This is a genomic window from Xanthomonas sp. CFBP 7698 (assembly GCF_003600855.1).
Lineage (GTDB): Bacteria > Pseudomonadota > Gammaproteobacteria > Xanthomonadales > Xanthomonadaceae > Xanthomonas > Xanthomonas cannabis.
Window position 1 is genome coordinate 272,514 of the sequence record NZ_PRDN01000002.1, and the last position, 22,865, is coordinate 295,378.

A 22,865-nucleotide genomic window follows, 5' to 3' on the forward strand; every position below is an offset into this window, starting at 1 on the left:
TTCTGCCGTGTTCTGGCAGTGCTGAGGACACGATTGCGTCATCCACCGCGAGCGACGGATGCCCTGCACGCGCACCCTCATCCGCCCTTCGGGCACCTTCTTCCGATGGGAGAAGGAATGAGGTCTTGCCGCGACGGGAAACGCATGGCGTCTCCTGTCGCTCCCCGCGAGACAGACGTCGTTTACGACGTCATGCGGTCCCAGAAACCCTTGACGCCATCGATGAAGGTGGCCGACTTGGGCGAATGCTTGCGCGCATCCTCACCGGTGAACGTAGCCTCGAACTGTTGCAGCAGCTCACGCTGATCGGCGGTGAGGTTGACCGGCGTTTCCACCACCACGCGGCAATACAGATCGCCTTCGCTGCGGCTGCGCACCGAGCGCACGCCCTTACCGCGCAGGCGAAACAGCTTGCCGGTCTGGGTTTCAGCCGGGATGCGAATTTCCGCCTCGCCGCCAAGGGTCGCCACGCGGACGGTATCGCCAAGCGCCGCCTGCGAGATGCGGATCGGCACTTCGCAATGCAGGTCGTCGCCATCGCGCTGGAAGATCGCATGTTCACGCACGCGCACTTCCACATACAGGTCGCCCGGCGGCGTGCCGGCCGGACCGGCCTCGCCCTCGCCTGCAAGACGAATCCGGTCGCCGGTATCCACGCCGGCCGGCACCTTGATCGACAGCACCTTGTCCTCTTCCACGCGCCCTGCCCCGTGGCAGGTCTTGCACGGGTTCTGGATCAACGTGCCGCGCCCGTCGCAATGCGGGCAGCTCTGCTGCATCGCGAAGATGCCGCGCTGGATGCGGACCTGGCCGCGTCCATGGCAGGTACCACAGGTCTCGACCTTGCCGTCTTCCGAGCCGCTGCCATGGCATGGCGTGCACTCGATCAGGGTCGGGATCTCGATGCGTCGCTCGATGCCGGCGACGGCTTCTTCCAGATCCAGTTCCAGGACGTAACCGACGTCGGCACCACGTCGCGCAGCGCGCGGACCGGCGGCGCCACCGCCAAAAATATTGCCGAAGATATCGCCAAAGATATCTCCCATGTCCGGGCCACCAGGCCCGCCACCACCGCCCATGCCGTGCTCGAACGCCGCATGGCCATGCGCGTCGTAGGCACGACGCTTATTGCCATCGGACAGCACTTCGTAGGCTTCCTTGCACTCCTTGAACGCCGCTTCGGCGGCAGCGTCGCCGGGGTTGCGGTCCGGGTGGTGCTTCATCGCACAACGCCGATACGCCTTCTTCAGCTCTTCGTCGCTGGCGCCACGGGCCACGCCCAGCACTTCGTAGTAATCGCGTTTGCTCATGACAGGGAATCGGGAATCGGGAGAAGGGAATCGTTCAAAGCGTACATCCTCAAATCAATCAGCGTTCGGTGGGGTCCAGAACAGCGAAGGAGCGATGCCGCAGCACCGCTCCTCCGATTCTCTATTCCCTATTCCCGACTCACGCCTTCTTGTCGTCCTTGACCTCGGTGAACTCGGCGTCCACCACGTCGTCGGCGGCCTTGGAGGCCTGCGCATTGCCGCTGGCCGCATCGGCGTTGCCGCCCTGCTCTGCTGCGGCAGCCGCGGCGTACAGCGACTGGCCGGCTTCTTCCAGCGTCTTGCTGCGCGCTTCGATCTGCGCCTTGTCGTCGCCCTTCATGGCGGTCTCAAGATCCGACAGCGCCGCTTCCACCTTGCCGATCACATCGCCACCGACCTTGCTGCCATGCTCGGTGATCGCGGTGCGGGTGGCGTGGATCAGGCCATCGGCCTGGTTGCGGGTCTGCACCAGCTCCTGGAACTTCTTGTCTTCTTCGCGGTTGGCTTCCGCGTCGGCGACCATGCGCTGGATCTCTTCGTCCGACAGGCCCGAACCGGCCTTGATCTCGACCTTCTGTTCCTTGTTGGTCTTCTTGTCCTTGGCCGAGACGTGCAGGATGCCGTTGGCGTCGATGTCGAAGGACACCTCCACCTGCGGCATGCCGCGCGGCGCCGGCTCGATGCCGGACAGGTCGAACTTGGCCAGCGACTTGTTGAAGCGGGCCTGTTCGCGCTCACCCTGCAACACGTGCACGGTCACGGCCGACTGGTTGTCTTCGGCGGTGGAGAAGGTCTGCGAAGCCTTGGTCGGGATAGTGGTGTTCTTTTCGATGATCTTGGTGAACACGCCGCCCATGGTTTCGATACCCAGCGACAGCGGGGTCACGTCCAGCAGCAGCACGTCCTTGACGTCGCCGGCCAGCACGCCGCCCTGGATCGCAGCGCCCACGGCCACGGCTTCGTCCGGGTTGACGTCCTTGCGCGGTTCCTTGCCGAAGAAATCGGCCACCGCCTGCTGCACCTTCGGCATGCGGGTCTGACCGCCGACCAGGATTACTTCGTTGATGTCGCTGGCGCGCAGGCCGGCGTCGTTCAACGCGGTGCGGCACGGCTCGATCGACTTCTTGACCAGGTCCTCGACCAGCGCTTCGAGCTTGGCACGGGTCAACTTGATGTTGAGGTGCTTCGGGCCCGAGGCATCGGCGGTGACGTACGGCAGGTTCACTTCGGTCTGCTGGCTGGTCGACAGCTCGATCTTGGCGCGCTCTGCGGCGTCCTTCAGGCGCTGCAGCGCCAACGGATCCTTGCGCAGATCGATGCCCTGGTCCTTGTTGAACTCGTCGACCAGGTACTCGATGACGCGGTTGTCGAAGTCTTCGCCGCCCAGGAAGGTGTCGCCGTTGGTGGCCAGCACTTCGAACTGCTTCTCGCCATCGACTTCGGCAATTTCAATGATCGAGACGTCGAAGGTACCGCCGCCCAGGTCGTACACGGCAATCTTGCGGTCGCCGCCGTTCTTGTCCAGGCCATAGGCCAGGGCTGCCGCAGTCGGCTCGTTGATGATGCGCTTGACGTCCAGACCGGCGATGCGGCCGGCGTCCTTGGTGGCCTGACGCTGGCTGTCATTGAAGTACGCCGGCACGGTGATGACCGCTTCGGTGACCTTCTCGCCGAGGAAGTCTTCGGCGGTCTTCTTCATCTTCTCCAGCACGCGCGCGGAGATTTCCTGCGGCGCCATGCGCTTGCCATCGCTGGTCTGCACCCAGGCATCGCCGTTGTCGTGCGCCAGGATGCCGTACGGCACGTGCGAGATGTCCTTCTGCACTTCGCCGTCGGTGAACTTGCGGCCGATCAGGCGCTTCACTGCGTAGAAGGTGTTCTTCGGGTTGGTCACGGCCTGGCGCTTGGCCGAGGCACCGACCAGCACTTCGCCGTCCTTGGTGTAGGCGACGATCGAGGGCGTGGTGCGGTCGCCCTCGGAATTTTCGATGACGCGGGCCTTGCCGCCGTCCATGATCGCCACGCACGAGTTCGTGGTGCCGAGGTCAATACCAATGATCTTGCCCATGGATACGCTCCTGATGATTCTGTAGCTGTGTCCGGCGACGCCGGGTCTGGCTGAGATGTGGGGGTGGTGCGCAGGTGTTCAAGCCATCCGTGCGCATCTGTGTTTCACCGGCGCGCCTGGCAGTTCAGCCGGGCGCTGCCGGTCAGTCGTGCTTGGCCACGACCACCAGGGCCGGGCGCAGCAGGCGGTCGTTCAGCAGATAGCCCTTCTGGAACACCTGCACGATGTGGCCGGGCGCAATGCCTTCGGCCTCGCCCTGGCTGATCGCCTGGTGCTGGTCGGGGTTGAACGGCTGGCCGACCGGGTCGAGCAGGGTCAGGCCGTTGTCGGCAGCGACCTTGAGCAGTTGCTTGTAGGTCATGTCCAGGCCATCGCGCAGCGGGCTGGGTTCGCTGCCGGCGGCGGTCAACCCGGCGTCCAGGCTGTCGAACACCGGCAGCAGCTCGCCCAGCAGCTTCTCGTTGGCGAACTTGCGGGCGTTCTCGACATCGCGCGCGATGCGCTTGCGCTGGTTTTCCAGGTCGGCGCGCTCGCGCAGGGCGTCGGCCTTGACCAACGCGATCTCGCTGCGCAGCGACTCGATCTCGGCCTTGAGCGGATCGGTCTCGGGTGGGTTCTGGGACAGGTCTTCGGAGTCGAATTCGGGGTGGTCTTGGTTCATGTGCAGTTCCCGGGCAAGCGGAACGCCCGCCCCAACGTCACCCCGTATGTGGGCGCTCGCGCGCGTTTCAAGCAAACAATCGCGCCGATCGCCGTCGGTTATCGCGCGCCGGGCGGCTCCATGGCCGCGCCCAGCACCTCGGCGGCGGTCTGCACCAGCGGAATCACCCGGTCATAGGCCATGCGTTTGGGACCGATCACGCCCAGCACGCCCAGCACCTGGCCGTTGGCAGTGTATGGCGCGGTGACCAGCGAGACATCGTCCAGCGACACCATGCCGGTTTCCTCGCCGATGAAGATGCGCACGCCCGGCGCCTGGATGGTGCGTTCGAGCAGCTGCAGGATCTCGCGCTTGCTGGCGAAGGCCTCGAACAGCTCGCGCAGCCGGTCCAGGTCCGACAGGTCCTGCACGCCCATCAGGCGGGTCTGCCCGGCCATCACCATGTCGTCGGCATCGGCCGGCACCAGCGCCTCGCTGGCCAGGTCCACGCTGTGCGCCAGCAGCTGCTCCATCTCGCTCTTGGCCATGCGCAGCTCGCGCAGCAGGCTGACGCGGATGTCCGACAGCGCGCGCCCGGCGAACTGCGCATTGAGGTAATTGGCCACCCGTTCCAGCTCGGCGGGCTCGTAGGCGCGGCGCGGCTCGATCACCCGGTTCTGCACCTCGTTGTCTGCAAACACCAGGATCGCCAGCACCCGGCGCGCGTCCAGCGCCACGAAATCGATGTGCCGGAACGCAAATTGCTCGCGCCGCGGCGCGCTGACCACCCCGACGAAGTGACTCATCGCCGACAGCATCTGCGAGGCGCTGCCCAGCAACGACTGGGTGCCGTTGCCGCTGGCCAGCTCCGCGCGCAGCCGGCGCACTTCGTCTTCGCCGGGCGGCTGCATCTGCACCAGGCTGTCAACGAAGACCCGGTAGCCATGTGCAGTCGGAATGCGCCCGGCCGAGGTGTGCGGGGAGCTGAGCAGGCCCACATCTTCCAGGTCGGCAAGAATGTTGCGGATGGTGGCCGGGCTGACATCCAGCCCCGCATGCTGGGCCAGCGTCTTGGAGCCCACCGGCTCGCCGTCGCGGATATAGCGCGCAATCAGCGTGCGCAGCAACTGGCGGGCGCGGGGATCGAGCATTGGGGACTGGGACGCGCGCATGGGATCATCCGGTGAGACTGGGCATAGATAATGTCTGCCCCCGGGGATGGCAAGCGCCTGATTCCCCGTCTGCCCCTCCCACCCTAAGCTTCCCCAAAGCGTTCACACTCGACCCCATGCTCAGACACCTCTCGATCAAGGATTTCGCCGTTGTCCGTGCCACCGAACTGGAATTCGGGCCGGGCATGACCGTGGTGTCGGGCGAAACCGGCGCTGGCAAGTCGCTGATGGTGGACGCGCTGGGCTTTCTGTCCGGCCTGCGCGCCGACAGCGGCGTGGTGCGCCACGGCGCCGACCGCGCCGAACTGTCGGCCGAATTCCAGCTGCCGGCCGAGCACCCCGGCCTGGCCTGGCTGGCCGACAACGAACTGGATGACGATGCCCAGTGCCAGCTGCGCCGGATCATCCGCGCCGACGGCGGCTCGCGTGCCTGGATCAACGGCCGCCCGGTCACCTCCTCGCAACTGGCCGAACTGGCCTCCCGGCTGGTGGAAATCCATGGCCAGCACGAACACCAGGCCCTGATGGCCCGCCACAGCCAGCTCGCCCTGCTCGACGCCTATGCCCGCAACAGCGCCCAGCGCGAGCAGGTGCGCCAGGCCAGCCAGCGCTGGCAGGCACTGCTGGACGAGCGCGACGCGCTGTCGGCGCAGGGCGATGTCTCCGACCGCATCGGCTTCCTCGAGCACCAACTTGCCGAACTGGAACGCGAGGACCTGGACCCGGCCGCGATCGCCGCCCTGGACGTCAATCACCGCCGCCAGGCCCATGCCACCGCGCTGATCGGCGCCTGCGACAGCGTGGCCCAACAGCTCAACGGTGACGACGGCGCCAGCGCGCTGGGCCTGTTGCAGGACAGTCGACACGATCTGGCCCGCGTGGCCGAGCACGAACCGCGCCTGGGTGAGGTGGACGCACTGCTGGACAGCGCCGTGATCCAGATCGAAGAGGCACTGGCCCTGCTCGACCGCGTGCGCGACGACCTGGACGCCGACCCGGCCCAGTTCGAGGCCATGGAACGCCGCCTAGGCCGGCTGCACGACCTGGCGCGCAAACATCGCGTCGCCCCGGACGAGCTGGCCGCCCACCGCGACCACCTGAGCGCCGAGGTGGAGAGCCTACGCGGCGCCGACGAGCGCCTGCAGCAGCTGGACAAGCACATCGACACCGCCACCGGCGTCTGGCGCAGTGCGGCCAGCGTGCTCAGCGCCAGCCGCCAGAGCGCCGCCGAGGCCCTGTCGGCCGCCACCACCACCCTGATCGGCGAACTGGGCATGGGCGGTGGGCAATTCCTGATCCAGCTGCAGCCACACGACAGCGCCCGGCCGGACCCCAACGGCGCCGAACGGGTGGAATTCCTGGTAGCCGCCAACGCCGGGCAACCGCCGCGTGCCCTGCGCAAGGTCGCCTCCGGCGGCGAGCTATCGCGTATCTCGCTGGCCATCGAGGTGGCCGCGCTCGGCCTGGACAGCGTGCCGACCATGGTGTTCGACGAAGTGGATTCGGGCATCGGCGGCGCGGTGGCCGATATCGTCGGGCAAAAGCTGCGCGCCCTGGGCGAAGAACGCCAGGTGCTGTGCGTGACCCACCTGCCGCAGGTTGCGGCCAAGGGCCACGCGCACTACCGGGTCAGCAAGGCACCGGTGGACGGCATGACCCAGAGCGCGGTCGAACTGCTCGGCCCGCAGGCCCGCCAGGAAGAACTGGCGCGTATGCTCGGCGGCGTGGAAGTGAGCAAGGAAGCCCGCGCGGCTGCCCGCAAGCTGTTGCAAAGCGCCTGATCGGGGCCGGCAGCGCCTAGTGCCGCTACGCCGGTGCGACGGCGGCGGCAGTGATGACGCGTGGCAGCACGACCGTCGTGCGCTTGCGAGAGTTCCTTTCCACTGACGTAACTCCCTACACTCGTCTACAAGACGCCCTTGCTCCGCTGACGAGGCTCCCTTCCCCCGCCTGCGGGGGAAGGTGCCCGAAGGGCGGATGGGGCGACATCGCTGCGACGCGACTACGACAGGCGCGACAGCCGTACACGGTGTCGCCCCTCATCCGGCGCTGCGCGCCACCTTCTCCCGCCAGCGGGAGAAGGGATGCCTGGCTACGCGTGATCTGCCGGTTGCACTGCAACTGACGACCCACCTACTCCCTTCTCCCGCCTGCGGGGGAAGGTGCCCGAAGGGCGGATGGGGGCGACATCGCGGCGACGCGACCACGACAGGCGCGACAGCCGTATACGGTGTCGCCCCTCATCCGGCGCTGTGCGCCAGCTTCTCCCGCCAGCGGGAGAAGGGATGCCTGGCTGAGCGCGATGTCGGTTGCACTTCGACTGACCACCGACTGCTCCCTTCCCCCGCCTGCGGGGGAAGGTGCCCGAAGGGCGGATGGGGGCAAGCCCGTGCATCAAATCCACCAACACACCCCACAACGCACAAGGCGGCCGAAGCCGCCTCCTCATTCCCTCCTGCGATACACCTGGCTCAGCGCGGACGCTTCTTGCGCACGTACAGCACCAGCGAATGCTCTTCCAGCTCATAGCCGTGCTTGGCCGCAATCTGGCGCTGCAGCGCTTCGATCTCTTCGCTTTCGAACTCGATGACGTGGCCGGTATCCACATCGACCATATGGTCGTGGTGGCCGCCGCGATCGAGCTCGTATACGGCCTGCCCGCCCTCGAAATTGTGCTTGAGCACCAGGCCGGCGGCTTCGAACTGCGTCAGCACGCGGTACACCGTGGCCAGCCCGATCTCGTCGCCGTGATCGAGCAGCTGCCGGTAGATGTCTTCTGCGCTGAGGTGATGCTGGTTGCTCTTCTGTTCGAGCAACTCCAGGATCCGCATGCGCGGATGGGTCACCTTGAGCCCGACTTTGCGCAGGTCGTGGGTTTCCATATGTTCTCCGTTCATTGGCGATTTAGCGCCAGCTGCCATCAAACGGGTCGCGGCGACCGGCGGGAGTGTATCATCGGCGTGATTTCCTCAGCACTTACTCCCCGATGCGCAATCTCCTGCTGGTCGCCGCCATTGCTCTTTCCACCGCTGGCTGCGGCATCATCTACAAGCAGCCGATCTACCAGGGCAACCTGATCAAGCAGAACGCCGTGGAGCAACTGCAGGTAGGCCAGAGCAAGCAGCAGGTCAGCGCGTTGCTGGGGACGCCGTCCATTCCCGACCCGTTCCATGCGCAGCGTTGGGACTACACGTCCACCCAGCGCGTCGACCGCCTGGCGCATACCGAAGTCAAGAATTTCACCGTGTTCTTCGAGAACGATCAGGTGGCGCGTTGGGAAGGCGATTATTTCCCGTCGCAGGACGAGCAGCTGGCCAAGTCCGCGCCCAAGCAGTTCGGCCGCAACCTGGCCCGCGACAAGAAGAAGCAACGCGGCCGTTGATGGCCCGGTTGCAGGTCGGGCGATTGCCCGGCCCTGTGCAGCGCCTTGAAAACCGGCCAGTGATGCCGGTTTTTTTGTTCCATCTGTGCGGAACAGTTCGCTCAATAACACTTCGCCTGACGACGATGGACAACCGTGCAACTACGTGCCGGATCCGCTCTTCCGGTCGGGCGCAGCCCGTCGACGACGCGCTTCCTTGGGGTCCAGCAGCAGCGGCCTGAGCAATTCGATCCGGTCGCCCGCGCGCAGTGCCTGCTCCGGCCGCACCACCACACCGTGAATCGCCAGCGCGGCAGGCGTGCAATCCCGCGCCAGCCCGGAGGAGGCCACCGCCTCGGCAACCGTCGCACCCTGCGGCACCTCCAGCTGCACGCTGCTGTAGCGGTCAGGCCAGGCCAGGACGACCTCGACCTGCACCGTCATACGTCCCCGCGGTCGGCGACGCGCACGAAGTCGTTGACCATGCGATCGGCCAGACCCTGGAAGCCCAGCGCCAGCGCCGGGCCCAGCAAACGCGAGCTGGTCTCCACTTCGAGGGTCAGGCTGACCTTGCACGCGTTCTCGCCCAGGGCCTGAAATTCCCACAGGCCTTCCAGGCGCTTGAACGGCCCGTCGCGCAGATGCATCACGATGCGCTCGGGGCGTTCGAGGATGTTCTCGGTGGTGAACCAGGTGCGGAACGAGCCCAAGCCCAGATCCAGGCGCGCCACGATGTGCGCATCGTCCTGCTCGAGCACGTGGGCAGCGTCGCACCAGCCGAAGCGGCGCGGATAGGCGGCGACATCATTGACCAGATCGAACATGCGGGAGGCGCTGTGTTCGACCAGGGCGCTGCGACGGATGATAGGCATTCGCTAACTTGTGAAAGACGGAAGATCGTTTGACGACGCCGAATCGGCGACAATGGCGGCATGAGCAAGAAACCATCCAAGGATAAAGCAAACGGCGCGAAGGCCACGAAAACCATCGCCCTGAACAAGCGTGCGCGCCACGAATACCACCTGGAAGAACGCTACGAAGCCGGTCTGGCGCTGCAGGGCTGGGAGATCAAGGCGATCCGCGCCGGCCGCGCCAACATCGTCGACGGTTACGCGTATGTCCGTTCCGGCGAGATCTACCTGATCGGCGCCCAGATCACCCCGCTGATCCAGGCCTCCACGCACACGGTGCCGGTGGAACGACGCGACCGCAAACTGCTGCTGCACCGGGCCGAGATCGACAAGGTGCTCACCCGCGTCGAGCGCGAGGGCTATACCCTGGTGCCCACCGCGCTGTACTGGAGCAGCAACAAGGTCAAGCTGGAAATTGCCCTGGCCAAGGGCAAGCAGAATCACGACAAGCGCGACGCCGCCAAGGACCGCGACTGGCAACGCGACAAGCAGCGCGTGATGCGCCGGCATAATCGTGATGCCTGAGGTGCCGGGAATCGGGAATTGGGAATTGGGAATCGCAACAGCGGGGGCTGCTTCTGACTTGCCGCGAGTCTAGCTGCCGCATCGCACGACCAGGCACGCTTTTACGATTCCCGATCCCCGATTCCCGATTCCCGATTCCCGATTCCCAACTCGCGATTCACGTCTTTCCAAGCATGCGCATCAAATTCGGCACTCCCCTGCCCTGTACGTAGCGATCGCGCTGCAGGTCGGTGCTGGTGTCCAGCAGCAGTTGCTTGACCCGGTCGGGGAAGCCGATGAACTCGCGGCGCGCCGATAAAAACCCGGCCAGCACGCCTGAGACATGCGGTGCGGCCATGCTGGTTCCGCTCATTTCCACCATCAGGCTGGCCGGGTCTTTCGGGTCGAAGTCGTAGTAGGCCGAGACGATCTTTTCGCCCGGCGCCACCACGTCGGGTTTGCCGCGGCCATCGGCGGTGGGACCGCGCGAAGAGAAATACGACACGCCATAGTTGTGCGGGCTGCTCTTGTGCACCGAGCCCACCACGATGGCGTCTTCCAGATTTCCCGGATCGCTGATCGACAGGTCCATGTTGGCCGGATAGGCATCGCCATCCTTGCCCATCAGCCACGCCAGCCCTTCGTTACCGGCGGCCACCACCACCAGCACGCCTTGCCGCCATAACCGCCGCAGCTCGTTGCATAGCGGGGTAAAGCCGCAGCCGTAGCTTTCCGGGTCGAAATAGCCGCCCAGGCTCAGGTTGACACCGTGGATGACCAGTTCGCCAGCGCGTTCGTTGATCGCGGCCACCTGCTGCACCGCCTTGATCATCCACGAATCGCGGCCATTGCCTGCATCGTCGAGCACCTTGAAACCATACAGCCGGGCGTCCGGCGCCATGCCGGCAAACTCGAGCGGGCGACCGGGCGTGCCGTGCGCATCGGCAATCACCGCCTGACACTGGCCGGCGATGATGCCGGCAATGTGCGTGCCGTGCCCATGCCGATCGAGCCGGGTGAACGCTTCGCCATCGGCGCGGGTCAGTTGCCTGGGCGCGCCGCGCCGCGTGCAATCCCATTGCGCCACCACGTTGTCGCGCTGCCCCTTGGCGAAGAAATGCGGATGCCCGGCCGCGATGCCGGTATCCAGGACTGCCCAGCCGATCTCCTGCCCGCGCGCGCGATACGCCGTGCGCGCGGCATCGGCGTGCAGCACGTTGCCGGAGACGTGAATCAGCGCGCGCTTGCCGGCATCACGCCACACCCGGCGAAAGCCCAATGCGCGATAGCGGTCCTGCAGCGATTCGATTTCGAAACGGGTCAACCGGGCCGAGACGAACCGCTGCAGGCCATCTTCCAGTTCGATCGCTTCATCCAGGGCATCGCCTGTCAGGCCGGTGCTGCGTGCGGCGGTCTCACGCAGCTGGCGCAGCAGCAGCGCACGCACGCTGCCCGGGTCGTGCCCCGACAGCCGCCGATCCAGCTCGATCAGTACCTCGTGCCGATGGTCGGGGCCGTGCGCTTCGAGCTGCTCACTGAGATCCTTGATCAACACCGCGTTGGACACCGGTTGATCGAAGCCGACGCCAACCGCCTGACGCACGGCAGCGCGCACCTGCGGGATCGACAGATAGCCCGAGCCCGAGTGGGCGTTGTGCTGCCAGTCCGGATTCAGCCGCGCGCCGGCCAGGTTGTCAAAACGTCCCTTGGCATTGGCGATGTCATCGGTGAGATCCGGGTCCAGCGCGATCGGGTCGCGCGTTTCGGCCACGTTGATCCACTGCCGGACGCAGTCGGGAAACGGCAGCTTGCGGGTGCCGGTCCAGCGCTTGAACATACTGCGCACCTGCGGCAGCCCAAGCGGCGATCCCAGGGTTAAAAATAGCGTCACCTCGCAGTCGGCGGCGCGCAGTTGCCGCAACACGTCGTAGGCAATCATCGAGCCCTGGCTATGTGCGACCACCACAAACGGCCCGCCGCCCGAGCGCAACCGCTGCACCAGGCTGTCGCGCATCAATGCGGCACGCGCCGGTACGAAAAAAAAGTCATGCACGTCCTGCAGCAGCGCTGCGGAGATCAGCCGCAGCAGGACCCGATTGACCGCATCGACCGGCCCCTTGGCCTGTACGCTGCCCGCGCCGCTTTTGCCATCCAGCTCGTCGAGCAGGCGATGCAGATCCGACCGCTCCTGTTCGCCCTGCGCCAGCGCGTCTGCAAGCAGATGTAGATCCTGCTCGCCCGGCACCACCCCCAGCGTGCTCAATGCGCGTTGCACGCCCTGGTTGAGCGCCGGCCCCACATCGCGTGCATCGCAAGTGCCCGGCTCAGCAACCGGATAGCGCTCGCGATTGACCCAGTACGCAAGCCGGGTGCGCTCCCCCATCGGCCGCCCGAACAGCGCCTTGTCCCACTGGCACCGCAACACCTCGGCCGGCGGCTTGTTACCGATGCCATGGATATAGATCACGGTGCGCGCCTTGCCCTGCACGCGCGTGGCGGCGACAGCCGGTTCATTCGCCTGCCGGGTGCGTTGCACTCGCTGGCGCGACGATGCGGGTTCGGTGTCGCCGGCCGTGCGCGACATGGCGCGCCGCGTGCGTGAACGTGGGGGCTTGCCTGTCGCCATCGCTTCGCTCCTTCGCTTGCAGACTGTTCGGTTCGGTACCGCCTGAAGCCACTGTAAGCGCAGCCCATCTCAACACTTGTGACAGGGCGCGCCGATCCCTACACTGGGGTGGTCAGCGTTTGATGCTTTCCCCGGGGGTGCACTGGTTTCGACGGGGGTCGCGAAGTCGCTTGGCGCATGCCGAGGGGGCAGCTTTCCTCGTTAATCCAGCAGCAAACTTTTAGTTGCCAACGACGACAACTACGGTTCGGACTTCGCTATCGCCGCTTAATTGGCTTTAGTTGTAGTTCTACAGCCGCCTAAGGCGAACCCCCGAACCTACTTGTGCCCGTGCTCGTAGGTGTAGGGTCATTATCACGGAACCATCGGTAGTGGCTGCCTGTCAGCTACCGGTTAGATAAAGCAGGCTGGTTTCCAGGTGCGCTTTGCCAACCGTGCTGCCTGGGAATGAGATCTAACGGAGGGCTAAGCATGTAGTGCCGGGGATGGAGTGCTTCCGGACGGCGGTTCGATTCCGCCCACCTCCACCAAACAACGGTCCTAAGACGACCGACCAAGGCCGGGAATCCTTTCATGAAGGGTTCCCGGCCTTTTTCATGCGCGGTCGATGCGTTTGCGTAGCAGGCGGGACGCCGCGGTGAACAGTTCGCCACCAGGCGTGTCAGTTAGTGACGCGCACCGTCGGTTCGGCGCCCGTGCTGCGCGGCAGCGGGCAGGGTTCGATGTCCGTATCCAGAGCCGCCTCACCGCGGAGTTGATCGAACAGCGCGAGCAGTTCGGTGGCTTCCTGCTGCAGCAGGACCAGGGCGCTCTTGTTGGGCTCTTCCACTGCATTGCTCCGACGGCGCTCCCCAGCGCCCTGCGGCAACCGTCGCAAACTGCGTGCCAGCATGACGATGCCGGCAGCCGCGACACGTGGGCTCAGTCGGTTGGTCCAACTCGCGCAACGACACTTGCGGGAGAAGCCCTCCGATCAGCAGCAGGAAGACAGCGGCACCCTCGACATGCAGCGGCGGAACGGCCGTGGGATCGAAACGATAGCCGCTCAGGTGTATTCGAGCTGCCGCTGTGCTTCGGCGTGCATGGCTTCCAGCGTCACCATGCCGGCAACGCGGGCGGCCGACATGGCGCTGCGGTGGTCCGGGAATGTCGGCGACAGCCTGGCGCCTGCGAGCTCGCCGCTCGCCTTGCCGGTGCCGATCTGCTCGATGTTCCAGTCCGCGCTCCAGGACTCGGCGGCATCGCCACTGCGCGATGCGTGGCAGGTCAACTGGTAGCGTCCAAGAAAAATGACCAATGTGTGCTCGGCTCGACGGTTCGTCACGAGCATACCGGCACGACGTGGCGGCGACGAGTGCTGCACCGTCTGCCAGCTGACTGCCCCACCTGGGCACGCGGCTTGCATCGGACTCAACCAGACCATCGGTGTTGGGGAACACGGTGTTGACCAAAAAAGCAAAACGCCGTGCCGCCGGAGCCTTGCTGCTCGGCGGGGCCATCTTCGTCCTGATCGGAGTGGGCGGTTACTTCACCACCCAGCGTTCGCTGTCCGATGCCGGCTGGGTGACGCATACGCAGGAGGTGTTGGCCGGCATCGACGAGATCCAGGCGGGCCTGCTGTCGGCAGAGTCGTCGGTGCGCGGCTACGTGCTCACCGACAACGAGGCATTTCTGGGGGTGTACGCCGATGCGATCGGGCGCCTGCCCGAGCGCATCGTGCGGCTGGATGCCCTGGTCCAGGACAACCCGGTGCAGAGGCGCAACGCGCGTGCGCTGGGGCAGCTGGTGGACAAGCGATTGGTGCAGATCAACGACCTGCTGCACAGCTATCGCGCGCATGGACTGGATGGTGCGCGCGGGTCGATCGCGCGGGGCGTGTTCCAGACCTCCGCGGCCCTGCGGCGGCAGGTGCAGACCATGACCGAGCTGGAACGCCATGAGCTGGTCAAACGCACCGAGGCCAACACCAGCAGCGCGCAGTGGGTGCTGCGCATGACCGTGATCGGCATCGTCAGCGGGCTGCTGGTGATGCTGCTGGCCTACCGCCTGCTGGCGCGCGAGCTGCAGCGGCGGGTGCATGCCGAAGACGCTGCCAGCCATACCAGCGAGCGCCTGGTGGAATCGTTCGCGGCCCTGGAGCGCACGTCTGCCGGCCTGGAAGCGCTGGCGCGGTATTCGGGCCTGCTGCAGAACTGCCGTGACGCCGAGGAAGCGCTGGAAATCACCGCACGCACGATCGCGCCACTGATTCCCGGCGCCGCAGGGGCGGTCTACCTGCTGCGCGCATCGCGCGATCGCGCCGAGCAGGTGGTGGCCTGGGGCGCAATGGCCGACGGCGACAGCCCGAGCATTGCGCCGGACACCTGCTGGGCGCTGCGTCGCGACCGTACCCATGTGGTGGATGACGCCAGCGCCGGCATGCTGTGCCGCCACGCCGACGCCAATCTTCCGGCGCATGCCAGCACGGTGTGCATTCCGTTGTCGGCCCAGGGCACACAGTTGGGCATGCTGGCACTGCGCAGCGACGACCCCGGCGGCCTGGCCACGTTGACGGTGGCCGAAGCGGCGGCCGAACAGCTCTCGCTGGTGCTGCACAGCCTGCGTCTGCGCGAGACGCTGCGCCAGCAGTCAATCCGCGACCCGCTCACCGGCCTGTACAACCGGCGCTATCTGGAAGAAGCGCTCAACCACGAACTGGCGCGCTGCACACGCCGGGTGCAACCGCTCTCGGTGCTGATGCTGGACGTGGACCATTTCAAGCGGTTCAACGACCTGCACGGCCACAGCGGCGGCGATCGGGTGCTGGCGGCGATCGGCGAGCTGCTGCTGGCGCAGACGCGCGGCGAAGACATCTGCTGCCGCTACGGCGGCGAGGAATTGACGATCATCCTCCCCGAGGTGGACCTGCCGGTGGCCTGCATGATGGCCGAGAAGCTGCGCGCCGGCATCGAGGCCTTGCAGGTGATGGCCGATGGCGTGTCGCTGCCGAAGATCACCGCATCGTTCGGTGTGGCGAGCTTTCCCGAGCATGCGGGCAACGCCGGGCAACTGCTGCGGCGCGCAGACGAGGCGCTGTATCGGGCCAAGCAGGCCGGACGCAATCAGGTGGTGGGCGCCGCGGTGCTGGCGCGTGCAGGGCTGGCCCCGCTGCCCCTGAGCGATACGACTGCTCGGCAGCGGTGATCAACCCGACGCGGCGAGGCGGCGATGGAAATCTGCTGGCCGATCCTGCTGGAACTATTCGTGATCAGTTATAGCGGCTGGCGACACGCCAGCTGGTGGCAGGCTGCTGACGGTCGGGCGGCTATGGGATACGGCACGGCGTGCAATGCAAACGCTGCATCTCAATCCGGCACACGGCGCTCGCACCCCGCAGCAACTCCAGGCGCAGCGTACCCGCTGCGACGGCGCAGCCTCAGCGACAGGCGTGCCCGTCTTCATCGGTGGGAATCAGCCCGGCGCCCGCCAGCATGCCGTCGACGCGGGTGCGGACATACGCCGCATCCTCGGGCTCGGCACTGCGCAGCAACGCTTCAGCGCGCGCCTGAAAATCCAGGTAGTCGAAGTCCGCATCGTCGTCGGCAGCCAGGTGTGGCAGTTCGTCCTGCAGTGCATCCAGGCGGGTATCGAGCTCTTCGCGGCTAGGCATGGCGGACTCCAACGACAAAGGCCATACGGTTGCGGCAAGGCCGTCAAGAATGTGCGAAGCCCTGCCGTGCAACGCTTCATTTTCCTACCCATTGCGGTGGTGTCCGCATACTCAACTTTGGCAGGGCCGGGCCGATAATGGTGCCGACTCCTACAGAACCTTCCATGTGATCCTCCACCTGCGGCGGGATTTCCGCCTCGGCATCGTCAAGATGCTTGGGCCAATCACCGCGCTGTTGCTTTGCCTCTATGCGGTGTACCTGGCCATGACCGGCCAGGTGGTTGCGTGCCTGATCACTGCGGTCGTGGGCGTGCTGGCGATCTGGCGCGGCTGGCAGATGCGCGATGCCGAACAGACCGGCACCGGCGGGGTCTGGCTGGCGTCGATCAATGTCGCCGGCTGCCTGGTGGCCTGCTGGACCGGGGGCGACGGTGCCCTGCCCTGGCTGTTTCCGGTGCTGGCGACCAATTATTTCCTGTGCGGGCCACAACGCGCGGTGTTGCTGAGCCTGCCGTTGATGGCAGCGCTATTGTTCTTGCCCGGCCTGATCGTCAGCCCCGGCCAGGGCGTGTCGACGGTGGTGGTGACGCTGGTGACGCTGGCGGTGGGCTATGCGTTCTCGCTGCGCATGCAGGACGACCGCGTGCATCTGGAAGAATTGGCCTCGCTGGACGCGCTGACCGGGTTGCCCAACCGGCGCATGCTCGAACGCGCGCTCTCCCATCAGATCGACCAGCGCCAGCCGCAGGAGCGGCTGAACAGCCTGATCATTCTCGACCTGGATCATTTCAAGGAGGTCAACGATCTCTACGGGCACGCCGCCGGCGATGCGGCGCTGTCGGACCTGGCGACCATCCTGCGCTACGAAGTGCGCGAGCCACATCAGGTCTTCCGCTTCGGTGGCGAAGAGTTCGTGGTGCTGCTGCGTGCCGGCTCGCTGGCAGAACTGGAAGCGGCTACCGAGCGCCTGCGCAAGGTGATCCGTAACGGACTGCGTGGCCCGGGCGGGCGGATCACGGTGTCGCTGGGGGCCGCGCGCCACGATGGCGAGACCCACTGGCAGGACTGGTTTTCGCGCGCCGATGCGGCGCTGTATCTGGCCAAGAACAGTGGCCGCGACAGCGTGCGGGTGGCCGACTGAGCGCAGCGTCCGCCAACCCGGACGGCGGCACGCGCGCCATCCGGTTGCCGATGGCGGACCCCTGAGCGGGCTGCCCACTGCGGTCGCGACGGGGCGGCCCACTGGCCGCCCCGCCCGTCCATCAACGCTTGACCACCGCCACCGGAGCGGCGGGCGCTTCGCCCTGCTTCCAGCCGCCAAGCGCCTTGTACACCCCGACCACACCGACATTGACGGCCGCCTCGGCGCGCGCCAGGGCATCGTCCGCCGCCAGCTGGGTGCGCTGCGCATCCAGCAGGGTGAGGAAGTCCTCCGAGCCCTCGCGATAGCGGATCTGCGCCAGCTGCTCCGCTCGCCGCGCGGCGTTGGCCTGCTCCACGACGATCGCCAGACGTGCCTGCTGGCGGCCGTACCCGATCAAGGCGTTTTCGGTGTCTTCCAGTGCCAGCAGGACGGCCTGCTGGTACTGCGCCAACGCGCCCTCGGCCTGCGCCTTGCTCGCACGCAGGCGCGCGCGCACGGTGCCGAAGTCGAACGCCGCCCAGCTGATCGACGGGGTGATCGACCAGGCCTTGGCGTTGCCCTCGGTCAACCTGGCCGCATCGCCGGACAGGAAGCCGACAAACCCACGCACGCTGATGCGCGGGAACAGATCCGCCGTGGCCACACCGACCTGCGCGGTGGCCGCGGCCAGCCGGCGTTCGGCGCTACGCACATCCGGACGCTGACGCAGCAGGCCGGCGGTGTCGCCCAGCGGCAACGGGCGTGCGAACGCCGGCATGCTGCGTGCTACCAGGGTGGCATCCAGCGCATCGGGCTGTTGCCCCAGCAACACCGCCAGACGATGGCGGTACTGCGCTTCGGCGGTTTCCAGCAACGGAATATCCGCTTCGATCGCCTTCAACCGCGCCAGGCTGCTCTGCACATCCAGCTCGCTGCCGGCGCCCAGGTCCCAGCGCGTCTGCGTGAGTTTCTGGGTGTCGCGCAGATTGGTCAGGGTGCGCTTGGAGACGTCGAGCTGCTTCTGGGTGCCGCGCAATTCGAAGTAATTGCGCGCCACTTCCGCGGCGACGGTGACCTGCACGTCCTGCAGGTTGGCCTGCTCTGCATCCAGATCGGCGCGTGCGGCTTCCGACGCACGACGCTGGCGACCGAACAGGTCCAGTTCCCAGGCCGCATCCAGACCGAGCGTAGTCTGCTCGGTGAGGAAGCGCTGGTTGCCGGCGATCACCTGCTGCTGCTCGCGGCGATCGAAGCTGCCTTGCGCGGTGATGTGCGGGGCCTGGTCGAGACGGCGCTCCACAAACACCGCGCGTGCCTGCTTCACCCGCGACACCGCAACGCGTAGGTCATGGTTGGCGAACAGCGCATCGCGCACCAGTTGTTCCAGCACCGGGTCGTCGAATTGCGACCACCAGTTGCCGACCGGCGATTCAGCGCTGAAGGCAGCGTCCTGCGCGCCCTGCAGCGTCACCGAGGCGGGTGGGTCGGGCCGGTAATCCGGCCCCACCGCGCAACCGCTGAGCACCAGCGCGGCCAGCGCCGCGCCGAGCAATGTTCTTACCATGGCAAGGTCTCTCCCAGGTGGGTGTAGCTGCCGGTGGCGCCGTGCGCATCCAGCAGCGCCATCTGCACGCTGCTATACGCACCCTGCTCCACCTCGATCTCGCCGCCGCCACCGTTCATGTCGGTCTTGACGTAGCCCGGATGGATGGCATTGACCTTGATCGGGGTGTCGCGCAGTTCGTAGGCCAGATGCACGGTCCAGCTGTTCAACGCGCTCTTGGAAGCGTTGTAGGCCGGAATCTTGAAGTCATAGATCGGCGAGCCGGGCTGGCTGTGCAAGGTCAACGAGCCAAGGATGCTCGACACGTTGACGATGCGCCCAGCCAGCGAACGACGCAGCAGCGGCAGGAACGCCTTGGTCACGCCAACCACCGCGAACAGGTTGGTGTCGAAGGTCCGCTTCCACGCATCCAGGCTCTGCTCGGAGGGCTTGCGCTGGATGTCTTCGACCATGATGCCGGCGTTGTTGACCAGGATGTCCAGGTGGCCATGGCGCTGCTCCACCGTGCCGACGGCAGCGGCGATGCTGATGTCGTCGTTGACGTCCAGTTGAATCGCTTCCACCGGCAGGCCTTCGGCCTGCAGCTTGAGCGCGGCGGCGACGGCGTCGTCGCGCTTGCGGCCGGCCAGCAGCGTGTGCACGCCGGCCTGGGCCAGTTGCCGAACGGTTTCCAGGCCGATGCCGCGGGTGGCGCCGGTGACCAGTGCGATCTTGGTGTTGCTCATGTGGTGAATCCTCTTTAATTGGGGGAAGTGACGGGCTTACGCCTTGACGGCGTCATGCGAAACGGCAGCCGGTGCAGCGGGACCGCGACGGGTCACCCACTTGCGCAGTGCCACATAAAACACCGGGGTCAGGAACAGACCGAACAGGGTCACACCCAACATGCCGGCGAACACGGTGATGCCGGTGACCGAGCGCACTTCGGCGCCGGCACCATGGCCGAACACCAGCGGCACGGTGCCGGCGATGAAGGCGATGGAGGTCATCACGATCGGGCGCAGACGCAGGCGGCAGGCTTCCAGTGCGGCTTCCACGATGCCCTTGCCGTGCATTTCGAGTTCGCGGGCGAACTCCACGATCAGGATCGCGTTCTTGCACGCCAGGCCCATCAACACCACCAGACCCACCTGCACGAACACGTTGTTGTCGCCACCGGTCAGCCACACACCGAACAAGGCAGACAGCAAGGTCATCGGCACGATCAGGATCACCGCCAGCGGCAAGGTCCAGCTTTCGTACAACGCGGCCAGCACCAGGAACGCCAGCAGCACCGCCATCGGGAACACGATCAACGCCGAGTTGCCCTGCGTGGACTGCTGATAACTCAGGTCGGTCCACTCGATGTTCATGCCGTTGGGCAACACCTGCGGTGCCATGCCGGCCAGCTTCTGCATCGCTTCGGTGGACGAGAGCACGCGCGGGTCCGCTTCACCGATGAGGTCGGCGGCCGGGTAGCCGTTGTAGCGGATCACCGGGTCGGGGCCGTAGGTCTGGCCCAGCGTGACCATGCTGCCGATCGGCACCATTTCGCCATTGGCGTTACGGGTACGCAGGTTGGCGATGTCTTCGACGCTGTCGCGGAACTGTCCATCGGCCTGGGCAATCACCTGATAGGTGCGACCGAAGCGATTGAAGTCGTTGATGTACGACGAGCCCAGGTAGGTCTGCAGCGTGTCGAACAGGTTGGTCAGCGGCACGCCCTGCGCCTTGGCCTTGTCGCGGTCGACCTTGGCATCGAGCTGCGGCACGTTGGCCTGGTAGGTACCGATCGGGAACTGCATGCCCGGCGTCTGCGAGATCGCACCGGACATCGCGTTGACCGCGCTCTGCAGCTGGCCATAGCCCAGACCCGCACGGTCCTGGATGTACAGCGAGTAGCCCGAGCCCTGGCCCAACCCCAGGATCGGCGGGGGCATGAAGGCGAACGCAAAGCCCTGCTGGATCTGGCTGATGCGTGCATTGAGCTCGGCGTTGATCTGCACCGCGCTGCGGCTGCGCTGACTGAACGGCTTGAGCGTGATGAACACCGTGCCGGTGTTGGGCGTGTTGGTGAACTGCAGCGGATTCAGGCCGGGGAACGCGATGGTGTGATCCACGCCTTCGGTCTGCATCGCGATCTGGCTGATCTGACGGATCACCTCGTTGGTGCGCTCCAGCGAGGCGCCTTCCGGCAGTTTGGTACCGGCAATCAGGTACAACTTGTCCTGGGTCGGAATGAATCCGCCCGGCACCAGCTTGAACATGAAACCGGTGCCGACCAGCAGCAGCAGATACACCATGAACACCGCGCCGCGCTTGCTCAGGGTGCGCGACACCGCGCCCTGGTACTTGTGCGAGCTGCTATTGAAAAAGCGGTTGAACGGACGGAACACCCAGCCGAACAGACGGTCGATCAATCGCGACGGGCCGTCCTTCGGCGCGTCGTGCGCCTTGAGTAGCATGGCCGCCAGTGCCGGCGACAAGGTCAGCGAGTTGATCGCCGAAATCACCGTGGAAATGGCGATGGTCACCGCAAACTGCTTGTAGAACTGGCCGGTCACGCCCGACAGGAACGCCATCGGCACGAACACCGCGCACAGCACCAGCGCGATGGCGATGATCGGCCCGGACACTTCGCGCATCGCCTGGTGCGCAGCGGCCAACGGGCTCAGCCCTTCTTCGATATTGCGCTCGACGTTTTCCACCACCACGATCGCGTCGTCGACCACGATGCCGATCGCCAGCACCAGCCCGAACAGGCTCAGCGTGTTGATCGAAAAGCCCAGCAGATACAGGGCGGCAAACGTACCGACCACCGACACCGGCACCGCCAGCAACGGAATGATCGACGCGCGCCAGGTCTGCAGGAACAGGATCACCACCAGAACCACCAGCAGCACCGCTTCCAGCAAGGTGTGCACCACTGCGCTGATCGAGTCACGCACGAACACGGTGGGGTCGTACGCGGCCGACCAGGCCATGTCCTGCGGGAACTGCTTTTCCAGCTCGGCCATCTTGGCGCGCACTGCATCGGACAGTTCGATCGCGTTGGCACCGGGCGACTGGAACACGCCCATGCCCACCGCGTTCTGGTTGTCCAGCTGCGAGCGCAGGGTGTAGTTGCCGGCGCCCAGTTCCAGACGCGCCACATCGCTCAACCGCACGATCTCACCGCTGTTGCCGCTGCGGATGACGATGTTGCTGAACTCTTCTTCGGTGGTGAGGCGGCCCTGCGCATTGATCGAGAGCAGGAAATCGCTCTTGTTGGGCATGGGTTCTGCGCCGAGCTGGCCGGCGGAGACCTGCACGTTCTGCTCGCGGATGGCGGCAACCACATCGCTGGCGGTCAGGCCGCGCGCGGCCACCTTGTCCGGATTCAACCAGATGCGCATGGCGTAATCGCCGGCACCGAACACGCGGATCTGGCCCACGCCAGGCAGGCGCGACAACTCGTCCTTGACCTTCAAGGTGGCGTAGTTGCTCAGGTACAGCGAGTCGTACTTGCCCTTGGGCGAGGTCAGATGCACCACCATGGTCAGCGTGGGCGACTGCTTCTGCGTGGTCACGCCCTGGCGGCGCACGTCTTCGGGCAGACGCGCCTGCGCCTGGCTGACGCGGTTCTGCACCTGCACCTGCGCCTGGTCCGGGTCGGTGCCCGGCTTGAAGGTCACGGTGACCATCAGCACGCCGTCCGAGCCGGCGACCGACTTCATGTACATCATGTTTTCAACGCCGTTGATGGCTTCCTCAAGCGGCGTGGCGACGGTCTCGGCGATGACCTTGGGATTGGCGCCCGGATACACCGCGCGCACCTGCACGCTCGGCGGTACCACTTCGGGGTATTCGCTGATCGGCAGCAGCGGCATGGCGATCAGGCCGGCCGCGAAGATGATGATCGACAGCACCGCGGCAAAGATCGGCCGGTCGATGAAAAAACGGGAAAAGTCCATTGGGG

General features: G+C 65.9%; 19 protein-coding genes and 1 other RNA gene. 6 read left to right on the plus strand and 14 right to left on the minus strand.

Features of this window, described 5'->3' with window-relative positions; translation table 11 throughout:
* Window positions 1–182: 182 nt before the first annotated feature.
* From dnaJ to hrcA, 4 genes are all read right to left on the minus strand, one after another.
* A complete protein-coding gene (dnaJ, locus tag XnspCFBP7698_RS09035) occupies window positions 183–1,310 on the minus strand; it encodes a molecular chaperone DnaJ (RefSeq protein ID WP_047696736.1) in 1,128 nt (375 codons plus the stop codon).
* Window positions 1,311–1,449: 139 nt separating this feature from the next.
* Window positions 1,450–3,378, minus strand: coding sequence for a molecular chaperone DnaK (dnaK, locus tag XnspCFBP7698_RS09040; protein WP_104580007.1), 1,929 nt, complete (start codon window positions 3,376–3,378; stop codon window positions 1,450–1,452).
* Between the two features lie 142 nt (window positions 3,379–3,520).
* On the minus strand, window positions 3,521–4,039 hold the full coding sequence (gene grpE / locus XnspCFBP7698_RS09045) for a nucleotide exchange factor GrpE (protein WP_047696740.1): 519 nt from the start codon (window positions 4,037–4,039) through the stop codon (window positions 3,521–3,523).
* A gap of 98 nt (window positions 4,040–4,137) precedes the next feature.
* Complete coding sequence (gene hrcA / locus XnspCFBP7698_RS09050) at window positions 4,138–5,169, minus strand: heat-inducible transcriptional repressor HrcA (RefSeq protein ID WP_039403282.1); 1,032 nt, start codon at window positions 5,167–5,169, stop codon at window positions 4,138–4,140.
* A 137-nt stretch (window positions 5,170–5,306) separates the two neighbouring features.
* Between hrcA and recN the strand changes: the two genes are divergently transcribed.
* Window positions 5,307–6,971: a DNA repair protein RecN gene (gene recN / locus XnspCFBP7698_RS09055; RefSeq protein ID WP_039403283.1), complete on the plus strand. Its 1,665-nt coding sequence runs from the start codon at window positions 5,307–5,309 to the stop codon at window positions 6,969–6,971.
* Between the two features lie 690 nt (window positions 6,972–7,661).
* On the opposite strand, the gene fur is transcribed toward recN, so the two are convergent.
* Entirely contained in the window at window positions 7,662–8,072 is a 411-nt protein-coding gene (gene fur / locus XnspCFBP7698_RS09060) for a ferric iron uptake transcriptional regulator (protein ID WP_005988392.1), read from the minus strand.
* Between the two features lie 104 nt (window positions 8,073–8,176).
* Here fur and bamE point away from each other — a divergent pair, with 104 nt between their 5' ends.
* The gene (gene bamE, locus XnspCFBP7698_RS09065) at window positions 8,177–8,572 is read left to right on the plus strand and encodes an outer membrane protein assembly factor BamE (RefSeq protein ID WP_104580006.1); all 396 of its coding nucleotides are present in this window, start codon (window positions 8,177–8,179) and stop codon (window positions 8,570–8,572) included.
* A gap of 141 nt (window positions 8,573–8,713) precedes the next feature.
* On the opposite strand, the gene XnspCFBP7698_RS09070 is transcribed toward bamE, so the two are convergent.
* Together XnspCFBP7698_RS09070 and XnspCFBP7698_RS09075 are read right to left on the minus strand one after the other, a co-directional pair.
* Window positions 8,714–8,995 carry an RnfH family protein gene (locus tag XnspCFBP7698_RS09070; protein ID WP_104580005.1) on the minus strand — a complete coding sequence of 94 codons (282 nt, stop codon included), beginning with the start codon at window positions 8,993–8,995 and terminating at the stop codon, window positions 8,714–8,716.
* Window positions 8,992–9,423 carry a type II toxin-antitoxin system RatA family toxin gene (locus XnspCFBP7698_RS09075; protein ID WP_104580004.1) on the minus strand — a complete coding sequence of 144 codons (432 nt, stop codon included), beginning with the start codon at window positions 9,421–9,423 and terminating at the stop codon, window positions 8,992–8,994. Before XnspCFBP7698_RS09075 ends, XnspCFBP7698_RS09070 begins: the two co-directional genes overlap by 4 nt.
* A 60-nt stretch (window positions 9,424–9,483) precedes the next feature.
* Between XnspCFBP7698_RS09075 and smpB the strand changes: the two genes are divergently transcribed.
* A complete protein-coding gene (smpB, locus tag XnspCFBP7698_RS09080) occupies window positions 9,484–9,987 on the plus strand; it encodes an SsrA-binding protein SmpB (protein WP_005988385.1) in 504 nt (167 codons plus the stop codon).
* 157 nt (window positions 9,988–10,144) lie between these two features.
* On the opposite strand, the gene XnspCFBP7698_RS09085 is transcribed toward smpB, so the two are convergent.
* Entirely contained in the window at window positions 10,145–12,592 is a 2,448-nt protein-coding gene (locus tag XnspCFBP7698_RS09085; RefSeq protein ID WP_123137385.1) for a S8 family serine peptidase, read from the minus strand.
* Between the two features lie 133 nt (window positions 12,593–12,725).
* On the opposite strand from XnspCFBP7698_RS09085, the gene ssrA reads away from it, so the two are divergent.
* Window positions 12,726–13,122: a transfer-messenger RNA gene (gene ssrA, locus XnspCFBP7698_RS09090) on the plus strand.
* A gap of 131 nt (window positions 13,123–13,253) precedes the next feature.
* Here ssrA and XnspCFBP7698_RS21535 read toward each other — a convergent pair.
* On the minus strand, window positions 13,254–13,421 hold the full coding sequence (locus tag XnspCFBP7698_RS21535) for a hypothetical protein (protein WP_158591100.1): 168 nt from the start codon (window positions 13,419–13,421) through the stop codon (window positions 13,254–13,256).
* A gap of 216 nt (window positions 13,422–13,637) precedes the next feature.
* Window positions 13,638–13,889, minus strand: a complete 252-nt coding sequence (locus tag XnspCFBP7698_RS21630; RefSeq protein WP_039403307.1) for a hypothetical protein — start codon at window positions 13,887–13,889, stop codon at window positions 13,638–13,640.
* Between the two features lie 143 nt (window positions 13,890–14,032).
* Between XnspCFBP7698_RS21630 and XnspCFBP7698_RS09105 the strand changes: the two genes are divergently transcribed.
* A complete protein-coding gene (locus tag XnspCFBP7698_RS09105) occupies window positions 14,033–15,775 on the plus strand; it encodes a diguanylate cyclase (protein WP_123137473.1) in 1,743 nt (580 codons plus the stop codon).
* Window positions 15,776–16,007: 232 nt separating this feature from the next.
* Here the strand turns inward: XnspCFBP7698_RS09105 and XnspCFBP7698_RS09110 are convergent, their stop codons facing one another.
* Window positions 16,008–16,313: a hypothetical protein gene (locus XnspCFBP7698_RS09110; protein WP_104580002.1), complete on the minus strand. Its 306-nt coding sequence runs from the start codon at window positions 16,311–16,313 to the stop codon at window positions 16,008–16,010.
* 94 nt (window positions 16,314–16,407) lie between these two features.
* Between XnspCFBP7698_RS09110 and XnspCFBP7698_RS09115 the strand changes: the two genes are divergently transcribed.
* Window positions 16,408–17,382: a GGDEF domain-containing protein gene (locus XnspCFBP7698_RS09115; protein WP_047696757.1), complete on the plus strand. Its 975-nt coding sequence runs from the start codon at window positions 16,408–16,410 to the stop codon at window positions 17,380–17,382.
* A 121-nt stretch (window positions 17,383–17,503) separates the two neighbouring features.
* On the opposite strand, the gene XnspCFBP7698_RS09120 is transcribed toward XnspCFBP7698_RS09115, so the two are convergent.
* From XnspCFBP7698_RS09120 to XnspCFBP7698_RS09130, 3 genes are read right to left on the minus strand one after another with little or no spacing between them, the layout of a single operon-like run.
* A complete protein-coding gene (locus XnspCFBP7698_RS09120) occupies window positions 17,504–18,928 on the minus strand; it encodes an efflux transporter outer membrane subunit (RefSeq protein ID WP_104580001.1) in 1,425 nt (474 codons plus the stop codon).
* Window positions 18,922–19,653: an SDR family oxidoreductase gene (locus XnspCFBP7698_RS09125; protein ID WP_104580000.1), complete on the minus strand. Its 732-nt coding sequence runs from the start codon at window positions 19,651–19,653 to the stop codon at window positions 18,922–18,924. The genes XnspCFBP7698_RS09120 and XnspCFBP7698_RS09125 overlap by 7 nt, the downstream gene beginning before the upstream one ends.
* 36 nt (window positions 19,654–19,689) lie before the next feature.
* The gene (locus XnspCFBP7698_RS09130) at window positions 19,690–22,860 is read right to left on the minus strand and encodes an efflux RND transporter permease subunit (RefSeq protein WP_104579999.1); all 3,171 of its coding nucleotides are present in this window, start codon (window positions 22,858–22,860) and stop codon (window positions 19,690–19,692) included.
* Between the last annotated feature and the right edge of the window lie 5 nt (window positions 22,861–22,865).

Coding starts and splice junctions, on each gene's coding strand:
- hrcA (WP_039403282.1), bottom strand. CDS start 5,169: ATGCTCGATCCCCGCGCCCGCCAGTTGCTGCGCACGCTGATTGCGCGC.
- XnspCFBP7698_RS09070 (WP_104580005.1), bottom strand. CDS start 8,995: ATGACGGTGCAGGTCGAGGTCGTCCTGGCCTGGCCTGACCGCTACAGC.
- XnspCFBP7698_RS09125 (WP_104580000.1), bottom strand. CDS start 19,653: ATGAGCAACACCAAGATCGCACTGGTCACCGGCGCCACCCGCGGCATC.
- XnspCFBP7698_RS09085 (WP_123137385.1), bottom strand. CDS start 12,592: ATGGCGACAGGCAAGCCCCCACGTTCACGCACGCGGCGCGCCATGTCG.
- fur (WP_005988392.1), bottom strand. CDS start 8,072: ATGGAAACCCACGACCTGCGCAAAGTCGGGCTCAAGGTGACCCATCCG.
- bamE (WP_104580006.1), top strand. CDS start 8,177: ATGCGCAATCTCCTGCTGGTCGCCGCCATTGCTCTTTCCACCGCTGGC.
- recN (WP_039403283.1), top strand. CDS start 5,307: ATGCTCAGACACCTCTCGATCAAGGATTTCGCCGTTGTCCGTGCCACC.
- dnaK (WP_104580007.1), bottom strand. CDS start 3,378: ATGGGCAAGATCATTGGTATTGACCTCGGCACCACGAACTCGTGCGTG.
- XnspCFBP7698_RS09130 (WP_104579999.1), bottom strand. CDS start 22,860: ATGGACTTTTCCCGTTTTTTCATCGACCGGCCGATCTTTGCCGCGGTG.
- dnaJ (WP_047696736.1), bottom strand. CDS start 1,310: ATGAGCAAACGCGATTACTACGAAGTGCTGGGCGTGGCCCGTGGCGCC.
- grpE (WP_047696740.1), bottom strand. CDS start 4,039: ATGAACCAAGACCACCCCGAATTCGACTCCGAAGACCTGTCCCAGAAC.
- XnspCFBP7698_RS09075 (WP_104580004.1), bottom strand. CDS start 9,423: ATGCCTATCATCCGTCGCAGCGCCCTGGTCGAACACAGCGCCTCCCGC.
- smpB (WP_005988385.1), top strand. CDS start 9,484: ATGAGCAAGAAACCATCCAAGGATAAAGCAAACGGCGCGAAGGCCACG.
- XnspCFBP7698_RS09120 (WP_104580001.1), bottom strand. CDS start 18,928: ATGGTAAGAACATTGCTCGGCGCGGCGCTGGCCGCGCTGGTGCTCAGC.